17 protein-coding genes are annotated in these 18,103 nt (G+C 65.6%); 4 read left to right on the forward strand and 13 right to left on the reverse strand.

What is annotated here, in order from left to right:
• Positions 1-80: 80 nt before the first annotated feature.
• The 7 genes from SPR01S_RS00555 to SPR01S_RS00585 form a co-directional block, all read right to left on the reverse strand.
• Complete coding sequence (locus tag SPR01S_RS00555) at positions 81-1,268, reverse strand: class I SAM-dependent RNA methyltransferase (RefSeq protein WP_066583401.1); 1,188 nt, start codon at positions 1,266-1,268, stop codon at positions 81-83.
• Positions 1,265-2,659: a bifunctional ADP-dependent NAD(P)H-hydrate dehydratase/NAD(P)H-hydrate epimerase gene (locus SPR01S_RS00560; RefSeq protein WP_066583404.1), complete on the reverse strand. Its 1,395-nt coding sequence runs from the start codon at positions 2,657-2,659 to the stop codon at positions 1,265-1,267. The genes SPR01S_RS00555 and SPR01S_RS00560 overlap by 4 nt, the downstream gene beginning before the upstream one ends.
• Positions 2,656-3,081 (reverse strand): hypothetical protein, encoded by a 426-nt coding sequence (locus SPR01S_RS00565; RefSeq protein WP_084250826.1) that lies wholly within the window; start codon positions 3,079-3,081, stop codon positions 2,656-2,658. Before SPR01S_RS00565 ends, SPR01S_RS00560 begins: the two co-directional genes overlap by 4 nt.
• Positions 3,062-4,783 carry a dihydroxy-acid dehydratase gene (gene ilvD, locus SPR01S_RS00570; RefSeq protein WP_066583411.1) on the reverse strand — a complete coding sequence of 574 codons (1,722 nt, stop codon included), beginning with the start codon at positions 4,781-4,783 and terminating at the stop codon, positions 3,062-3,064. The genes SPR01S_RS00565 and ilvD overlap by 20 nt, the downstream gene beginning before the upstream one ends.
• Positions 4,784-5,032: 249 nt before the next feature.
• The gene (locus SPR01S_RS00575; protein WP_174531856.1) at positions 5,033-5,953 is read right to left on the reverse strand and encodes a 4-(cytidine 5'-diphospho)-2-C-methyl-D-erythritol kinase; all 921 of its coding nucleotides are present in this window, start codon (positions 5,951-5,953) and stop codon (positions 5,033-5,035) included.
• Positions 5,950-7,338, reverse strand: coding sequence for a tetratricopeptide repeat protein (locus SPR01S_RS00580; protein ID WP_066583415.1), 1,389 nt, complete (start codon positions 7,336-7,338; stop codon positions 5,950-5,952). The genes SPR01S_RS00575 and SPR01S_RS00580 overlap by 4 nt, the downstream gene beginning before the upstream one ends.
• Positions 7,339-7,537: 199 nt before the next feature.
• Positions 7,538-9,196 carry an electron transfer flavoprotein-ubiquinone oxidoreductase gene (locus SPR01S_RS00585; protein ID WP_066583416.1) on the reverse strand — a complete coding sequence of 553 codons (1,659 nt, stop codon included), beginning with the start codon at positions 9,194-9,196 and terminating at the stop codon, positions 7,538-7,540.
• A gap of 120 nt (positions 9,197-9,316) precedes the next feature.
• Between SPR01S_RS00585 and SPR01S_RS00590 the strand changes: the two genes are divergently transcribed.
• The 3 genes from SPR01S_RS00590 to moaB all read left to right on the forward strand — a co-directional run bounded on the left by SPR01S_RS00590 (position 9,317) and on the right by moaB (position 12,544).
• The gene (locus SPR01S_RS00590; protein ID WP_066583727.1) at positions 9,317-10,051 is read left to right on the forward strand and encodes a uracil-DNA glycosylase; all 735 of its coding nucleotides are present in this window, start codon (positions 9,317-9,319) and stop codon (positions 10,049-10,051) included.
• Positions 10,048-11,784 (forward strand): lytic transglycosylase domain-containing protein, encoded by a 1,737-nt coding sequence (locus SPR01S_RS00595; RefSeq protein WP_066583419.1) that lies wholly within the window; start codon positions 10,048-10,050, stop codon positions 11,782-11,784. Before SPR01S_RS00590 ends, SPR01S_RS00595 begins: the two co-directional genes overlap by 4 nt.
• Before the next feature lie 232 nt (positions 11,785-12,016).
• A complete protein-coding gene (moaB, locus tag SPR01S_RS00600; protein WP_066583422.1) occupies positions 12,017-12,544 on the forward strand; it encodes a molybdenum cofactor biosynthesis protein B in 528 nt (175 codons plus the stop codon).
• A gap of 13 nt (positions 12,545-12,557) precedes the next feature.
• Here the strand turns inward: moaB and SPR01S_RS00605 are convergent, their stop codons facing one another.
• Positions 12,558-12,899 carry a VOC family protein gene (locus SPR01S_RS00605; protein ID WP_066583424.1) on the reverse strand — a complete coding sequence of 114 codons (342 nt, stop codon included), beginning with the start codon at positions 12,897-12,899 and terminating at the stop codon, positions 12,558-12,560.
• 53 nt (positions 12,900-12,952) lie between these two features.
• Between SPR01S_RS00605 and SPR01S_RS00610 the strand changes: the two genes are divergently transcribed.
• Positions 12,953-14,023: a PA0069 family radical SAM protein gene (locus SPR01S_RS00610; protein ID WP_066583425.1), complete on the forward strand. Its 1,071-nt coding sequence runs from the start codon at positions 12,953-12,955 to the stop codon at positions 14,021-14,023.
• Positions 14,024-14,075: 52 nt separating this feature from the next.
• On the opposite strand, the gene SPR01S_RS00615 is transcribed toward SPR01S_RS00610, so the two are convergent.
• The 5 genes from SPR01S_RS00615 to rutC form a co-directional block, all read right to left on the reverse strand.
• A complete protein-coding gene (locus SPR01S_RS00615) occupies positions 14,076-14,270 on the reverse strand; it encodes a hypothetical protein (RefSeq protein WP_066583427.1) in 195 nt (64 codons plus the stop codon).
• A gap of 111 nt (positions 14,271-14,381) precedes the next feature.
• Positions 14,382-15,629: an MFS transporter gene (locus SPR01S_RS00620; RefSeq protein WP_066583430.1), complete on the reverse strand. Its 1,248-nt coding sequence runs from the start codon at positions 15,627-15,629 to the stop codon at positions 14,382-14,384.
• Between the two features lie 70 nt (positions 15,630-15,699).
• Positions 15,700-16,755 (reverse strand): pyrimidine utilization protein A, encoded by a 1,056-nt coding sequence (gene rutA / locus SPR01S_RS00625; RefSeq protein ID WP_066583432.1) that lies wholly within the window; start codon positions 16,753-16,755, stop codon positions 15,700-15,702.
• Positions 16,756-16,767: 12 nt separating this feature from the next.
• Positions 16,768-17,565 (reverse strand): pyrimidine utilization protein D, encoded by a 798-nt coding sequence (rutD, locus tag SPR01S_RS00630; RefSeq protein WP_066583435.1) that lies wholly within the window; start codon positions 17,563-17,565, stop codon positions 16,768-16,770.
• Between the two features lie 151 nt (positions 17,566-17,716).
• On the reverse strand, positions 17,717-18,100 hold the full coding sequence (gene rutC, locus SPR01S_RS00635; protein WP_066583438.1) for a pyrimidine utilization protein C: 384 nt from the start codon (positions 18,098-18,100) through the stop codon (positions 17,717-17,719).
• Positions 18,101-18,103 lie beyond the last annotated feature (3 nt).

Here is an 18,103-nt window from a genome sequence, read left to right on the forward strand (position 1 = left end):
CGGGATGCTTTTTCCATGGCACGAAACTGGGCCCCGGCCTTCGCCGGGGAAGCGTAAACGTGTAATGCCTAGACCGGAGATCAGCGACTGAACCGCGCCGCGAGCTCGACATGGGTCGACCAGCGAAACTGGCCGACCGGCTGTATCCAATCGAGGCGATAGCCACCCTCACAGATGATCTGAGCATCGCGCGCAAAGCTGCTGGGGTTGCATGATACATAGGCGATAACCGGTGTCGTCGCTCGCGCCAGGCCGGCCGCTTGGTCTCGTGCCCCCGCGCGCGGCGGGTCGAGCACGACCGCGCCGAAACGACCTAGCTCCTCCACCGTCAGCGGGCGGCGATAGAGATCGCGATGGTCTGCGAACACTTGGCGTCCCGCGCGCGCTGCGGCGCTCTTCAACGACATGATGGCGTCACGCCCCGCCTCGGCCGCATAGACGCGCGCCGGCGCCAGCGAGAGCGCGAACGTGCCGAGCCCGGCGAACAGGTCGGCGATCGTGCCTGCCTGCCCCACCGCCTCGCGCACCGCGGCGATCAGCGCCGCCTCGCCGTCGCGCGTCGCTTGGAGGAAACTGCCTGGCGGAAACGGTACTGCCACGTCGCCTAAAGTGATGGTGACCGGATCGGGCTCCCACCGCGTCTCGGGTCCCATGCCGTCATCGGTCGCGAAGCGCGCAACCTTGTACTGCTGGCAAAACGCGATGATCGCCTCCGCCGCTTCGAGCCCGTCGAAGCTCGCGCCGATCAGCAGTTCCACACCCTGATCGCATGACGTCATCTGGATATCAGCCCGGCGGCGTTTCAGCCCAAGGCGCGCCAACAGTTTGCGCAACGGTGCCACCAAAGCAAGTAATTCCGGCGCAAGTATATGACATTCCTGGATATCGACGATCGCATGACTGCCCGCCTCGGCGAACCCCAATCTTATCCGCCCACCCTTGGCCTCGGCATGGAGCGAGGCCCGGCGCCGTGCATGAGGCGGCGACACGATCGGTGCGCGGATATCGGTTTCCAAATCGTGCGCGGCGAGTGCGCCCGCCATACGGTCCGTGATGAACGCCGCGTAGCTCGCGTCGTCGAGATGCTGGAGCTGGCACCCGCCGCAGGTCGGGAAGTGACGGCAAGGCGGTAGCTGGTGATGCGGGCCGGGCGTGACCGTTCCATCGGCGTTGAGTACATCACCGGGCGCCGTCAGCGCTGCATGGCGTCCATCCGCCGTGACACCCTCGCCCCGCGCGGCGACGCGGATGATCGTATCGGCGGTCATCGCAGGCACTCCGCGATCGCACGCGGCAGGCACGGGATCAGATCGTCGGCAGCGAAAGCCGAACCCGCGAGCTGCGCGGCGCGACCGTGAAGCCAAACGGCCGTCACGGCCGCCGCGAGCGGCGCGGCGCCTCCGGCCAGCCGCGCGCCGAGCAGGCCGGCGAGCACATCGCCGGTACCGGCGGTCGATAACCACGGTGATCCGCCGGAATAGACCCGCACATCGCCCTGAGGCGTCGCAATGACCGTGTCGGCGCCCTTGTGCACGATCACCGCCCCGGTTTCCGCCGCCGCCGCCAGGGTGCGATCGATCTTGCTCCCCTGCCCCTCACCGAACATGCGGTCGAACTCGCCGCTATGCGGGGTCAGGCAGGTCGGCGTGGCGCGGCCGCGCAGCCGGGCGACATCGCGCCCGATCAGGCTCAGCGCATCGCCGTCGAGTATCAGCGGTCGTGCCGAGCCAATCGCCGCGTCGAGACTTGCGCCCATGCTTTCGTCACGTCCCAGTCCGGGGCCGACCACGACCGCGCCGGTGCGTTCGTCGTCGAGCAGAGTGTCGAACTCCGCGAGTGGCCGATGGACGATCGCGTTCGGTCCGTGGCCGTCATCGCCGCCGACGCGCACGACATAGCCGGCGCCGCCATGAAGCGCCGCATTCGACGCAAGCCTGGCGGCACCCGGCATGCCGCCTTGCAGCACCGCCACCAGGCCGCGCGTATATTTCTGGCTGTGCGGGGCGGGAGGGCTCAGCTGCGGCATCGCGACCGTCCGCCAGGTCGTGGCGATCGGGATGCCGATATCGTCGAGCAGGACATGTCCGCAACGGTCGAGACCTTCGCCTAGCAGATGCGCGGGCTTGAGCGCACCGAGCGAAAGCGTGACCGTGGCGCCGGCCGCCCCCAAATCGCGGCCGAAGTCGGTGTCCATTCCCGAGGGTAGATCGATGGCGAGGGTGAAGTGCGCCGCGCTCACCAACCGCTGCAATTGGCCCACGATATCGGGCGCGAGTGGGCGAGTGAGGCCGGTTCCGAACAATCCGTCGACAACGATCGGCCGCGCCGGTGCATCGGCAAGGTTGACCACCCTACCGGTCCATTTCGCGCGCATCGCGGCGGCCGCGCCTTCCTTTGGCTCGCCTAGGGCAGCGACCATGACGTCATGCCCACTTTCGTCCAGCAGGCGCGCGGCGACCATCGCATCGCCGCCATTATTGCCCGGACCGGCGAGCACCAGCACCGGCCGCCCCATCGCGAAACGGGCCGCCTCGCGTGCCACGGCAGCGCCGGCGCGCTCCATCAATTCGGCTTGCGGAACCCCGCTCGCGAACACCGCCTCTTCCGCCGCGCGCATCGCGGCGGCGGTGACGATCGGTAAGCCTTCACTCGAAATCATTTGGCCGCTTTAGCGCCCTTGCCCTTCATCGTCGCGGGCAAACGGAAGCGGTCGCCGCCGAGCGCCACTTCGATCTGATGATCGGCGACGATCGTCACCTTGGCAGGTTCGGCACCGTCGGCGGCGATGACACCGCGTCCGTCCTTGACCACCAACAGGCGATGGAATCCGCCGTCGGGCTTGTGCACCGTCAGGATCAGCCCCTCGGCCGATTGGACGCGATCGAGCGTGCATTGGCGCGAGAAAGCAGCGTTGCCCGCAGGCGCGCAGACGATGCGGCCATCGTCATCGGCCTCCGAACCCGCTTGCGCGAGCGCGTTGTCGAATGCGCTATTGCCGCTGCCGGCCGACGAGCGCGGGTCGGCCGAACAGCCAGTGAGAATCAGAACAGCCGCGAGCGCGCTAGATATCCGCGTAGACATGTTTTTCGGCCGCCGCTCCGGGATGGGTCACGGCGCCCTTATAGGCAGGGCCGACATTCTGCGCATAGCGCCACAGAGCGCCCGACCCATAATCGGACACCCGCGCTTTCCACGCCTTGCGGCGCTTGGCCAGGACGTCCTCGGGAACGTCGAAGTCGATCGTGCCCGCCTCCGCATCGATCCGAATCATGTCGCCGTCCTCGACCAACGCAATCGGGCCGCACTCGGCGGCTTCCGGTCCGACATGGCCGATGCAGAAGCCGCGCGTGGCGCCCGAAAAGCGCCCGTCGGTGATCAGCGCGACCTTCTCGCCCATACCCTGGCCGTATAGCGCCGCGGTAGTCGATAGCATCTCGCGCATGCCCGGGCCGCCCTTCGGCCCCTCGTAGCGGATGACGATCACCTCGCCTTCGTTGATCTGGCGCGCCTCGACCGCGGCGAAGCATTCTTCCTCGCAATCGAACACGCGCGCCGGGCCGGCGAATTGCAGATGGTGAAGCCCGGCGACCTTCACGATCGCGCCTTCCGGCGCCAACGTGCCTCGCAGGCCGACGACGCCGCCGGTCGGGGTGATCGGCGTCTTGGCGTCGTAAATGACTTTCTGGTCAGGATTCCACGTCACCTGATCGATATTCTCGCCGAGCGTCTTGCCGGTGACGGTCAGGCAGTCGCCATGCAGAAACCCTTCGGCAAGCAGGGTCTTCATCAGCATATAGACCCCCCCCGCATCATACATGTCGCGGGCGACATATTGGCCGCCGGGCTGGAGATCGGCGCAATAAGGGGTGGTCTTGAAGATCTCGGCGACGTCGAACAGGTCGAACTCGATCCCCGCTTCGTGCGCCATCGCCGGCAAATGGAGCGCACCGTTGGTCGAGCCGCCGGTTGCCGCGACGATCCGAGCGGCATTCTCGAAGGCCTGACGGGTGCAGATGTCGCGCGGGCGGGTATTCTTCGCCAGCAACTCCATCACCTGCGCGCCGGCGGACACGGCAATCTGCTCACGCGTGGTGTAAGGAGCTGGAACCATGTTACTGTTTGGCAAGGATAACCCGATCGCCTCGCCAACGCATGCCATCGTATTGGCGGTATACTGGCCGCCGCACGCGCCATGCCCCGGACAGGCCACGCGTTCGAGCTCGTGCACTTCGGAGAGAGGACAATTGCCGGCGGCATAGCGGCCGACCACTTCGAACACGTCCTTTACCGTGACGTCACGATCGTGGAAGCGGCCGGGCAGGATCGATCCGCCATAAACGAAGATCGACGGGATATTGAGGCGGAGCATCGCCATCATCATGCCCGGCAACGACTTGTCGCACCCGGCAAAGCCGACCAGCGCGTCATAGCAATGGCCGCGCACCGACAGTTCGACCGAATCGGCGATCACCTCACGACTGACCAGCGAGGCCTTCATCCCCTGATGCCCCATCGCGATGCCGTCGGTCACAGTGATGGTATTGAATCGCCGCGGCATGCCGCCGCCCTGCTCGACCCCGCGCCGCGCGGCATCGGCCTGCGCGTCGAGCGTGGTGTTGCACGGCGCCGAATCGTTACCGGCCGAGGCGAGCGCGACGAACGGGCGCGCGATCTCCTCCTCGGTCAGGCCCATGGCGTAATAATAGCTGCGGTGCGGGGCACGCTCCGGACCGACCGAGACGTGGCGGCTGGGGAGCTTCGATTTGTCGAATATGTGGGTCATGATGCGACCGCCTATGTCGCGAGAAGGCGTGTTTGCGCAAGACTATTGCTGAAATTGGTGTGGCGGGGAGCGGCCGAAGCCGCTCCCACGACCGATGACGTCCGGTTTTTGGCCGGAGACCATGCGCGGGCGCGGCGTGGAGACGGACCTGCGTGGCCATCACCCAGCAAGTTGGGGGCCAGTTGAGGACTCGTGCGGATGACGATGGTTAAGCCCCTCGGGGCGGTCCCGCACTGGCACGCCAATCTGTCACGCGAGTGTCGATTCGAGACACCACCAGCTAGGTCGAGCGGCAGCGATCGCACGGCGCGCGGCGCTTCTCGTCTCTTCGTTTTCAAACAATGCGAAGCAGGTGGCACCCGACCCGGACATCCGCGCGAGCGTGACGCCAGGCTGGGCGGCGAGCAGGTCGATCACCGCGCCAATCGTAGGAGCGATAGCGCGGGCTGGCGCCTCGAGATCGTTGCGGCCTCCTATCGCGATCTCCAAGGACTCCGTCATGCCGGGCTCGTCCCGGCATCCACCGTGCAACACAGCCCCGTCATTGGGGGTTTGCGGCACAGTGGACCCCGGCACAAGGCCGGGGTGACGGTGGAATAGGGGGCCGCGATCCGCGCCATCCCAGCCGCGAAAGACGGCGGCTGTGGAAACGGCGACGCCAGGATTTACGAGCAGGACCGGTATCCCGCTCAACCCCTCGATCGCACTAAGCCGCTCGCCGCGCCCGCCGCCCACTGCGCTTTTGCCCAGCAGACAGGCCGGAACGTCCGAACCGAGCGCTAACGCGATATCCGCCAGCCCGGCCGGATCGATCCCCTTCAATCGCGCCAGCGCGCGCAACGTCGCAGCGGCGTCGGCCGACCCGCCGCCGATTCCCGATGCAACCGGCAGATGCTTGTCGAGCGTGATCGAAAGGGGCGGCAACGGCCCATGCGCCGCGGCGAAGGCATCGCGCGCCGCCAGGACGAGATTATTGCCCTCGCCGCTCAACGCCCCAGCGAACGGACCCGTCAGCGCGAACTGATCCCGGTCGCTTTCCTCGATAGTCACGGTGTCGCCGTCGCGCAGGAACGCGAACAACGTCTCGATCTCATGATAGCCGTCGGCGCGCCGGGCGCGGACGTGGAGCGCGAGGTTGATCTTGGCTGGCGCCGCTTCGACGATTGTCACGAGCGCGTCATCGCCAGGCCGTTGATGATCTTGGCGTCGAGCCGAGTGGTCGCGTCCGGCTTTGCCACCACCCGCGCCGCCTTCCAGGCGTAACGCGCTTCGTACCGACGCCCGACCGCCCAATAGACGTCGCCGAGATGCTCGGCGATTTCGGCATCGGCGGGGGCCGCGGCGCCGGCCGATTCCAGTAGCGGCAGCGCGCGCTCGGCATCGCCGCGCCGGAAATAGGCCCAGCCGAGCGAGTCGGCGATGGCGGGCTGGTTCGGTGCCAGCGCATTCGCCTTTTCGAGCATCGCCACCGCCCGCGCCGCGTCGCCGCCATGCTCGAGCAGCGAATAGCCGTAATAATTGAGCGCGACCGCCTGGTCGGGACCTAACGCGACCGCTCGTTCGAGCGCGGCACGCGCCAGTTCCCAACGTCCGGCCTTGTCATAGGCAGATCCGATCTGCAGCCAGACCGCCCAGCCGGCATCGTCGCCGAGGCGGTCGCGCGCCTTTTCATACGCTACCGCCGCCTCGAGCGGCCGGTCCGCGATCAGCAGCATATTGCCGTAATGCTCGGCGCTGTCGGCATCACCGTCGGGCGCGTCGGCAAGCGCCTTGGCGGTGGCGATCGCCGCCGGCACATCGCCCTTGGCGCGCAGCACCTCGACGCGGATCGACTGGGCAAGCGTGTGATACGCCGTACCCGACGCGATCTCCCCCAATACTGTCAGCGCGCGGTCGTGCGCGCCCTGGCGCTCGAGCGCCGCGGCAAGCAACAAGCGGGCACGGCCGTCCTCGGGGTCGAGGATCAGCGCCGAGCGCGCCAGCGTGATCGCGATCGGAGTCGTACCGGAATCGGTCAGGTCGGCGGCAAGGCGCGTGTAGAGCCGCGCGATGCCGATCATCGGTGTCGCCTTGACGGCACGAAGACGGCTCCGCACCGTGGCCACTTCGGGATCAGGGCCGCTCAGCAAGTCGAGCGCGAGAGCTTCATTGCCCTGTCCCATCAGCAATTCCGCGGCCGAATAACGCAGATCCAGGCCTCCGCTGCTGCCGCGCAGTTCCGCCGACAGCGCCTTGGCAGCACCAGGAATGTCGTTCCGTGCGATAAGGATCAGCGCGCGCTGTTCGAGCAGGATGTGCTGGATCGCGCCGGTGCGCGCGGTCGCCGCGAGCCCTGCGGTGGGATCGCCGCCGCGGCCGAATTCCTGCCAGGCACGGACTGCGGGCACGAAGAAGTCGAACGGCGTCTTGTCGAGCGATGCCAATGCCTTGTCGACGGTAACCGGGCTGCCGTTCTTCACCGCATCGGCGAGAAGCAGCAGCTTGGCATCATTCGGTGCGTCGCTGCCCAGGGCCGCCACGGCACGACGCGCGAGCGCCAGATCGCCCGCCGCCATTGCCTGGCGAAACGCGCGGTTGGCGACGGTGGGATCGCGGGGAGAAGCGGTCAGCGCGATGCCATATTGCTGGGCGGCGACGCCAACATTGCCGTTCGCCGCCGCGATCCGGGCGCGGCCGAACGCGCCATAATCGTCAGCCTGCGCGCTCGTCGAAAGGAACGCGGACGCCAGCGCGGCGCAGGCGACTAAGGCGGGCTTACATATTGGGATAGTTCGGTCCTCCGCCGCCCTCCGGCACCACCCAGACGATATTCTGGGTCGGGTCCTTGATGTCGCACGTCTTGCAGTGGACGCAATTCTGCGCGTTGATCACGAAGCGCGGATTGCCTTCTTCCTGGCCGACGATCTCGTAAACGCCCGCCGGGCAATAACGCTGCGCCGGCTCGTCATACATCGGCAGGTCGTATTCGACCGGGATGTTGGGGTCCTTCAGCGTCAGGTGGACCGGCTGGTCCTCCTCGTGATTGGTGTTCGAGATGAACACCGAAGACAAGCGATCGAAGGTCAGCACGCCGTCGGGCTTGGGATAGTCGATCGGCGTGACGAGGTCCTTGCGCCACAGGGTGGTATGATCGGGGTGGTGCTTCATCGTATAGGGCATGCGGATGCCCCAGCTTTCGAGCCACATGTTGATGCCCGACAGGATCGTGCCGAGGAATTGGCCGTATTTTTCGACAAGTGGCAGAACGTTGCGGACGACCGACAGCTCCTTCTTCACCCAGCTCGCGTCATAAGCGTCCGGATAGGCGGATAGCTCGTCACCTTCGCGTCCCGCCTGGACCGCGTCGAAGGCAGCCTCGGCGGCCATCATCCCCGATTTCATCGCGGTGTGCGTACCCTTGATCCGCGGCACGTTGAGAAATCCCGCGCTGTCGCCGATCAGCGCCGCGCCGGGCATCACCAGCTTCGGCACTGCCTGATAGCCGCCATCCGAAATCGCCCGCGCGCCATAAGAGACCCGCTTCGCGCCCTTCAGGATCTCGGCAATCGCAGGATGCGTCTTCCAGCGCTGCATTTCCTGGAACGGCGACAGATAAGGATTGGAGTAGTTAAGCCAGGTGACGAAACCGAGCGCGACCTGGCCGTTCGCCTGGTGATAGAGGAACCCGCCTCCGTCCGAGCCGGTTTCGCTTAGCGGCCATCCCTGGGTGTGGATGACGCGGCCCGGCTGATGCAGTTCGGGATTGATGTCCCACAATTCCTTGATGCCGAGACCATAGACCTGCGGCTCGCAATCGGCGCGCAAATCGAACCGGTCGACCAATTGGCGCGTCAGATGTCCGCGCGCGCCTTCGGAGAAGAAGGTGTATTTGGCGTGGAGCTCCAGTCCGGGCTGATAATCGGGCTTGTGTGATCCGTCGCGGGCGACGCCCATGTCGCCGGTTGCGACGCCCTTAACCTTGCCGTCGTCGCCATAGAGAATCTCGGCCGCGGCGAAGCCGGGGAAGATTTCGACTCCCAGCTCTTCGGCCTGCCCCGCCAGCCAGCGGCACAAATTGCCCAAGCTGCCGGTATAGGTGCCCTTGTTGTGCATGAAGCCGGGCGTGAACAGATGCGGCATCCCGAACCGCTTTTTCTTGGTCAGGATCCAATGCTGGTTGTCGGTGACCGGGGTCTCGGCCATCGGACAGCCCTTGTCCCGCCAATCGGGGATCAGCTCATCCAGGCTGCGCGGGTCGACCACAGCACCCGACAGAATGTGCGCGCCGACCTCCGAGCCCTTTTCGAGTACGCAGACCGAAATCTCGGCGCCCTTTTCAGCCGCGAGCTGTTTCAGGCGGATCGCCGCCGACAGGCCTGCCGGCCCGGCACCGACGATCACCACGTCGTACGGCATCGACTCGCGTTCGCTCATCCCTTTTCCTCCCTTGGGACCTTTTTCGGACCAGTCATCGTAAGACGACAACGGTCTGTCGGCGAATGCGGTGCCAATGAATTGACCCCGCGGTCAAGCTGGGACTCTATGTCGACAGCTATGGGGGCTGACCAGAATCACGATTGGCGGGCAAGTATCGCCAGTGCGCTCGAATGGTGGCGCGACGCGGGAGTCGATTGCGAGATCGACGATTTGCCGCGCGACTGGCTTGCGCGCGCCGCCGCGCCGTCCGTCGCCGAGCGGCTGCCCGCGCAAGTTGCCGAGGCCCCCGTCGCGGCGCCGTCGCTGCCGGCGACGTTGGAGGAGTTCGCCGCATGGCGGCTTGGCCCAGCGGCACCCGAAGCGGGCTGGCCGGGCCAAGCGCTCGGGACGCAAGGCGAGGTCGCGAGCGGGTTGATGATCGTCGTCGACATGCCCGACCGCGAGGACGACCCCGCCGGCCAATTGCTGTCGGGAAGTGCCGGCGCCCTGTTCGACCGCATGCTCGCCGCGATCGGCCGCGACCGGCAGTCGATCTATCTCGTGGCGCTGGCTGTGAAGCGTCCCCCGGCCGGCCGAGTGGGCGAAGACGTGGGTCAAAAGCTTGAGGCGCTGCTCCGCCACCATCTCTCGCTCGCGCGGCCGAAACGGGTGCTCGCGCTGGGAAATGCGGCGAGCCGTGCCATCACGGGGCCGGATGTCGCCCATGCCCGTGGAAGTTTACGTCAGGTTAACCATGACGGCGGGACAAGTGAGGTGGTGGCAAGCTTCCATCCTCGTTTCCTGCTGGAGAAGCCCGTCGCCAAAGCCGATGCCTGGAAAGACCTCAGAGTGTTGATGGGGGGAATTGAGTGAAAGTCGCGCGTTTTCTCGTCGCCTCGGCGCTGGTATTTGCCCCTGCTCTTCCAGCCTTTGCCGCCGGCGACCCACCCCCATCCGCGGTGATGGCGCGCGGCATTCCCGCCCAGCTCGATTCGGATCAGCGCACCGGTTACGCTGCGGTGTTCAAGGCGATCCATGAAAAGCGCTGGAATGACGCCCAGTTGCAGCTGACAGCGATGAAGCCGGGCCCGCTCCACTCGATCGCACTCGCCGAACTCTATACCGCCAAGGGCTCGCCCAAGGTCGAGAACGACCCGTTGCTCGCGGTCGTCACCGCCGCGCCCGAACTGCCCGAGGCGCCGAGCATCGCGCGAATCCTGGCCTCGCGCGGCGTGACCGCGCCGCCGCTCCCCTACCAGCAGCGGCTGGTCTGGAATAACGGCGCCTCGACCCGCGGGCGCGCCAAGGCGACCAAATACGACCTCGCCGCCGCCGAACTGGCGCTCAAGATGCAGCCGTTCATCAAGAACGATGACGGGCCTGCCGCCCAGGCGCTGCTCGAAGGCACCACAAACCTGACTCCCGAGGCCCAGATCGAATGGCAGCAGCGGGTGGCGTGGATCTATTATCTGCAGGGTGACGACGCCAATGCGCGCCTGATGGCCGCCAAGGCCCGGGTCGGTTCGACCGACTGGGCTGTGCAGGGCGAGTGGGTCGGCGGCCTTGCCGCCTGGCGCCAGGGCGATTGCACCGAGGCGGCGCGCGCCTTCGTCAACGTCGCGGCGCGCGCCAGCGACATCGAATTGCGCGCGGCGGGCCTTTATTGGGCGGCGCGCGCCGACATGAAATGCGGCCGGCCGCAATTGGTCGAAGCGCGGCTCAAGAACGCGGCCCAACTCGACGAAACCTTTTATGGCATGCTCGCCCGCCAGCAGCTGGGCATCAAGGACAAGCCCCCTGTTCCCGACGAGCTGATGCTCGCCGATTGGGACAAGCTCCAGAATCGGCCGAATGTCCGTGTCGCCGCCGCGCTGGTCGAGATCGGCGAGACCGATCTGGCCGACGACGTGCTCAAGCAGCAGGCGAAGATCGGTCCCAAGACCGAATATGCATCGCTGGTTCGGCTGACCGAGACACTCAACCTGCCCGAGACGGTGATGTGGCTGGGCAACAATTGTCCGGAAGGCACCAAGGCGCCGACGATCGCCCGTTTCCCCGCGCCGAAATGGGCGCCGGCCGGCGGGTGGACGGTCGACAAGGCTTTGGTCTACGCCCACGCGCTCCAGGAATCGCGCTTCCGCAAGGACGTGATCAGCCCGGCGGGCGCCTATGGCCTGATGCAGATCATGCCCGCCGCGGCGGTCGATTATGCCCGCGAACGCGGCATCACCGTCGATCGCGGCGCGCTGTCGCTGCCGTCGGTCAACATGGCGGTCGGACAGCGCACGCTCGAGCGGCTGAGCAGCCAGGGCTTTACCGGCGGTTACCTGCCCAAGGTGATCGCCGCCTATAATGCCGGGCCGGTGCCGGTCATGGAGTGGAACGGCATCGTCAAGGACGGTGGCGATCCGCTGCTCTACATCGAGTCGATCCCCTATTGGGAAACGCGGGGCTACGTCACCACGGTGCTGCGCAATTACTGGATGTACGAAGGCAAGGACGGCCGGTTGAAGTCGCCGAGCCGCGCTGCGCTGGCGCAGGGCATGTGGCCGAAATTTCCGGGCCTGCCCGGGCCGAGCGCGGTCAGGCTGACGCCCAGCCGGTAATTGCCTCGTTCCAAGCGCTGCGGGATCGGTCAGGGCCGCTCCTTGGCGAAGGAGTACCGCGCGTCGGCCATGGCAATCTTGAGCTTCGGGTATAAATCCTCCCCGTCACCCCAGCGAAAGCTGGGGTCTCGTGGTTACGAAGCGATCGTGCAGTCGCATGAAATTCCAGCTTTCGCTGGGATGACGGTTTGCGGTTAGACATCACCGAATCAACACGGAACGGGAGCGGTGAATGCCGATTGACGAAAGCCGGGCCTTCGTACCGGTCAGGATCGCGGTTCTGACCGTCTCCGATACGCGTGGGCTAGCCGAGGACCGGTCGGGCGACACACTGGTCGAACGGCTGACCGGTGCCGGCCATGTCCTCGCCGATCGCGCGATCGAGCGCGACGAGCTCGACACGATCATAGAACGGCTCGCGGCGTGGATCGAGCATCCGGAGATCGACGTCATCCTCACCACCGGTGGCACCGGCGTGACCGGCCGCGACGTCACGCCGGAAGCGGTCGAAGCCGTCGCCGAAAAGATGATCCCCGGCTTCGGCGAACTGTTCCGCTGGTTGAGCTATCAGACGATCAGCACCTCGACGATCCAGTCGCGCGCGTGCGCCTGCGTCGCAGGCGGCACGTACATCTTCGCGTTGCCGGGATCGACGGGCGCGGTGAAGGACGGCTGGGATCTGATCCTCCGGGACCAACTCGACAGCCGCTTCCGCCCCTGCAATTTCGTCGAACTCATGCCGCGATTGCTGGAGCGGTAGGTGCCGCTCACCGTCAATCGTGTGCCGCTTGCATCGCCGCCAGTTCGTTGCCGTTAGGATCGCGGAAATGGAACCGGCGTCCGCCCGGAAAGGCGAAGATCGGCTGCGTGATCGTTCCGCCGGCAGCTTTCACGGCTCCTTCAGTCGCTTCGAGATCGTCGACCTGGATCACGGCGAGCGGCGCTGCCGTCCAGTCGGCGCGATCGCCCTGCAGTCCCAGGTCGGTCTCGCCGTTCATCGTCGCCGCATAGGTCGGGCCGAAATCGGTGAAATCCCAGCCGAACGCCGCGGCGAAGAACGCCTTGCTGCTCGCAACGTCCTGTACCGGCAATTCGACATAATTCAGCTTCGCCATCTCATCTCTCCATTGTTCTTGATATGTTCTAAAGTGGGGCGTAGGATCGGGCAATGGCAAAAGCTCGTCCCGTCCGCGGCGCGACGGTCAATCGCGAAAGCACCCGCTTCAGCCTGCCGGAGCGTCTCGCCGATGGCGATTGGCTGGACGCGCTTGAGGATGTGGACGGCGCCCTACCCCCGCTTAGGACGAGCGTCACGGTCGAGGCTCCGCGCACCATCATCACCCGTAACCAGTCGCCGGACATCGGCTTCGACCGCTCCATCAACCCGTATCGCGGGTGCGAGCATGGCTGCATCTATTGTTTCGCGCGGCCGACCCATGCCTATCACGATCTCTCGCCGGGGCTCGATTTCGAATCCAGGCTGTTCGCCAAGCCGACCGCGCCCGAACTGCTCCGCGCGGAGCTGATGAAGCCCGGTTATGCCTGCCGGCCGATCGCGTTCGGCACCAACACCGATCCCTATCAGCCGATCGAGGCGGAGTGGCGGATCACCCGCGGCTGTATCGAGGTACTGGCAGAGACCGATCATCCGCTCACCATCACCACCAAGTCCGATCGCGTCGTTCGGGATATCGACCTGCTCGCTCCAATGGCGGCGAAGGGACTCGCGGCGGTCGCGCTGTCGGTGACGTCGCTCGATGCGAAGGTCGCGAGGACGGTCGAGCCGCGCGCGCCGCATCCCGAACGCCGGCTGACCGCCGTGCGACGGCTCGCCGATGCCGGCATTCCGACGATCGTGTCGATCGCGCCGGTCATACCGGCGATCACCGACCACGAAATCGAGCATATCGTCGAACGCGCAGCCGAAAGCGGCGCGCGGACGATCAACTATCTGCCGGTGCGCCTGCCATTCGAGGTCGCGCCGTTGTTCCGTGCCTGGCTCGACGCGCATTTCCCCGACCGCGCCGGCAAGGTCATGGCGATCATCAATTCGATCCGCGACGGCCGCGACAACGATCCCAATTTCTTCACGAGGATGCGCGGCTCCGGGCCTTGGGCCGAGCTGCTCCGAACGCGCTTTCAGATCGCGATGAAGAAGCACGGCCTGAACCGCGAGCGGCTGAGCGTTCGTACCGATCTGTTCCACGCCCCACGCGGGCCGCAGGGAGAGTTGTTCTAGGGCCGATCGGCACCCGGTAATTGGTGCCCCGGGGAACGCTATCCGTGCTTGTTCACGCCTTGACGAGATGCGTGATCTTGCGCGTCACGAACCAGCTAACCGGCAAGGACAGGACGAACCCGGCCAAGGCGGCGATCAGGATTGGCCGCGCGGTGCCATGGCCCGAGCTCAGCGTGGCGGTCACGAATATTCCCATGATCGTCGTGCTGATCATAAAATGGAGGCCAAACATCAGCAGTCTCTGCATAACCGATCTCCAGCGGACTGCACCCGATACTGATGGAATTGCGCGATCGTTACCTTGATCGCGCGCAACAAAATGGCGTCTCGGCTCCGGCGGGCGGAGGCGGAAGCTGCTTCAAGGGGTGGGCTTTGCGGGTCGGACGCGCGGAGGCGCGCTGCCCAGTAAGGGAAGCGCGAGCCCGAGCGCCAGCAAGGCCAACGCGCCGCCGGTCGCGAAGGTCGCGACCGGTCCTGCGATATCCCACAATACGCCCGCCAGGACGCTGGCGGCGAGCATCGCGACGCCCGTCACCAGATTGAACAGGCCGAACGCGGTGCCGCGCAGCGTGACGGGGGAATGGTCCGCGACGAGCTTGCTCAACAGCCCCTGGGTCAGCGCCATATGGGCACCCCATAGAGCGATCCCGACGAAGACGAGCGGCAATTGCGAAGCGAGCGCCAGCAATGCATCGGCGAGAGTCAAGCTCACCAATCCCCATCGCAGCAGGGTTCTCGCCGGAACCCGATCCGCCAAAATGCCGGCCGGATACGCACCCAGCGCATAGACCGCGTTCATCGTCACCAGAACGAGCGGCGCGAGCGCCAATGGCAATCCTCTTCGGCTGGCGATCAGCACCAGAAATGCTTCGCTGAACCGGGCCAGGGTGAAGACGAAGCCGACGATGACGACTTTCCAGAAACCGGAACCGAGCCCACCGATCCCGCGCAATTGGATCGGCGCGCCCGGAGTTGCCCGCGGGCGAGCAGGTGGTTCCCTGACCCAGACAATGGCGATCGCCGCCGAAAGCAGCGCCGGAATCACTGCGATCCAGAAGACCGTGCGCATGTTGTTCGCCAGCGCCATCATCAGGCCGATGGCGAGCAACGGGCCGACGAACGCGCCGACCGTATCCATTGACTGGCGCAGGCCAAAGGCGCGGCCGCGGACCGCCTCCGGTGTGATATCCGCGACCAACGCATCGCGTGGCGCGCCGCGCAGGCCCTTGCCGATCCGGTCGGCGAAGCGGGCACCGAGCACGAGTCCTGCTCCCTGGGCGATCGCGAATAGCGGTTTGGTCAGCGCGGCCATGCCGTATCCGAGGACGATGAGCGGCTTGCGCCGCCCGATCCGGTCGGACACGTAGCCGGAGAAGATCTTCGAGATCGCCGCGGTGGCTTCGGCGATGCCGTCGATGAGGCCGACCATGGCGACGCTTACCCCAAGGGTCGTCGTCAGGAACAACGGCAGCAGGGCGTGGATGATCTCGGACGAGGTATCCATGAACAAACTGACGAATCCCAGCGCGAAGACCGTGCGCGGGATGCTGGAGCGGGCCGATGGCGCGGCGTTTGGGATCAGGGATACTCCTTCGCGCCGCCGCATCCGCCGTCCCGGGCGGTACCGGCGATCCTGGTCGTCCGCCCCAGACACAGAAGTGCCCGGCCGCTCATTTCTACCGGCTCTTCATCAGCGGCTGGATCTTGGTCCCGAAATCCTCGACCCCCTGGACGAAATCGTCGAACGTCAGCAGCACACCGCCGGTATTGGGCACCTCCGCCATCTCGTCGAGCATCCGCGCGATGCTGGCATGGCCGCCGACCAATGTCCCCATGTTGATGTTGACCGCCCCTTCCGGCGCAGCGAGCTGGCGGACATTGGTGGTCGGGTTGTGCTTGTCGGCCGCGCCCTGATCTATCAGCCAGCGCACCGCATCGATGTCGAGCCCGTCATTATAGCTCTTCCACTTCGCCATCGCTTCCTCGTCGGTATCGGCCGCGATGATCATGACGAGCACGAACACGGACACGTCGCGTCCCGTCTTGGCGGTCGCGGCGGCGAGGCGGTCGTTGTTGAAGGCGAAGGCGGTCGGCGTGTTGACGCCCTTGCCCAGGCAAAAGGCGTAATCGGCATATTGAGCGGAGAAAGCGAGGCCGTCGTCCGACGAGCCGGCGCAAATGATCTTCATGTCCCCGCTGGGCGTTGGCCGAACCAGGCAATCGTCCATCCGGTAATAGTCGCCCTTGAAGTCGCTCCGGCCAGTCTCCCACAGCTCGCGCAGGATATAAGCATATTCCCCGAGCATCTTGTATCGATTGCGAAAATGCTCGTCACCCGGCCACAATCCCATCTGGCTGTATTCGGGCCGCTGCCAGCCGGTGATCAGGTTGAGGCCGAACCTCCCATGGCTGATCGAATCGATGGTGTTGCACATCCGCGCGGCAAAGGCCGGCGGGATCACGAGCGTCGGGCAAGTGGCGTAGATCTTGATCTTCTCGGTGACGGCGGCGAGCCCCGCCATCAGCGTGAAGCTCTCCAGTCCGTATTCCCAGAATTCGGTCTTGCCGCCGAACCCGCGCAGCTTGATCATCGACAGCAGGAAATCGAGACCGTGCCGTTCGGCCGATTGCGCGATCGTCTTGTTGAGGTCGAACGACGGCATGTATTGCGGCGCATTCTCGCTGATCAGCCAGCCATTGTTGTTGATGGGAACGAAAACGCCGACCTGCATCGCCTTATTCTCCTATTGCGGCATCACGCCCGTCATCCAGTCGACCAGGAAACCGTTGAAATTGTCCGCATCGGTGACGTTGACCGCATGCCCGCCATATTCGGGCCGTCCGAACCCGGCCTTGGGGATTCCTGCCGCGAGCAACTGACCGGCGATCGGCGGGACCAGCATGTCGTCCCGACTGGCGATCACCAAAGTGCGGGCGGTGATCTCACCCAACCGATGGGCGATATCGAAGGCGGCGAGCGCCTTGATGCGCTTTTCCATCGTGTCCGCGCCGGGAAAGCGTTCGAGCTGATGCGTCAATTCGGCGTCGAGATCGTCGCCATGTCCGGAAACCCAGTTCGGCGGGTAGAGAAACACGGGCTGCGCGCGCAGATATGCCTTGGGACCTGCCAGCCGGAGCAAGGCGAGCCGGATTTCGAAACAGCGCAGGAAATGCGGATCCGGGCTCGCCCAGCCATTGACCACGACCAGGCGATCGAGCCGTTCGGGTGCCTTGAGCGCGAGGGCGAGTCCGGCGACACCGCCCGCGGCATGGCCGATCAAATGGGTGCGATCGACACCCAGCGCGTCCATCAGCATCAGGATATCGTCGGCGAAATCGTCGACCGATATCCGCGCCGGCAAGGCACGTTCGCTGCGCCCCGTCCCGCGATGGTCATAGGCGATCACGCGGAAATGCTCGGCCAGCGCCGGGATATTGGACGCCCAATAGCTCGCCGATCCGCCCAGGCCCGCGGACAGGATCACCGGCGGCGCGTGGGGTGCGCCATGTTCCTCGTAATAAAGGCCTGCTGCTTCGGGCATCAGAGCTTCCCGGTCACTTGCGCGAAACGCCACTCCGTCACTCCAGCGAAAGCTGGGGTCTTGCGGTCACGAAGCGGTCGCGCCGCCGTTGGGGATCCCAGCTTTCGCCGGGATGACGGAAGACGACGGGATGACGGATCGTGGCGCGCCATCAGCCGATATGCGCCACGCTGGCGATCTCGACCAGGCAATCGGGCTTCACCAACTCGGCCTTGATACAATAGCGCGCAGGTTTGTTGCCCGGGAAATACTCGGCATAGACCTGATTGAACGCGGCATAATCGCCCAGGTCGTTGAGGAAGATATGGTTCATCGCGATGTCGGCCATGGTCGCGCCGGCCGCCTCGAGCGTCACCTTGATCACGTCGAGAACGTGCCGAGTCTGTGCGGCGGCGTCGCCGACATGGAGCACCGTGCCACCCTCCCCCAAAGCCAGCACGCCCGAAACGTAGACGGTGTTTCCCGCTTTGGTGCCGGCTGAATAGGGCGCGATCGGGGTCGGGAATTGTGGCGGGTTGATGGGCTCGAACGGCATGAC

This window comes from Sphingomonas pruni NBRC 15498 (genome assembly GCF_001598455.1).
Lineage (GTDB): Bacteria > Pseudomonadota > Alphaproteobacteria > Sphingomonadales > Sphingomonadaceae > Sphingomonas > Sphingomonas pruni.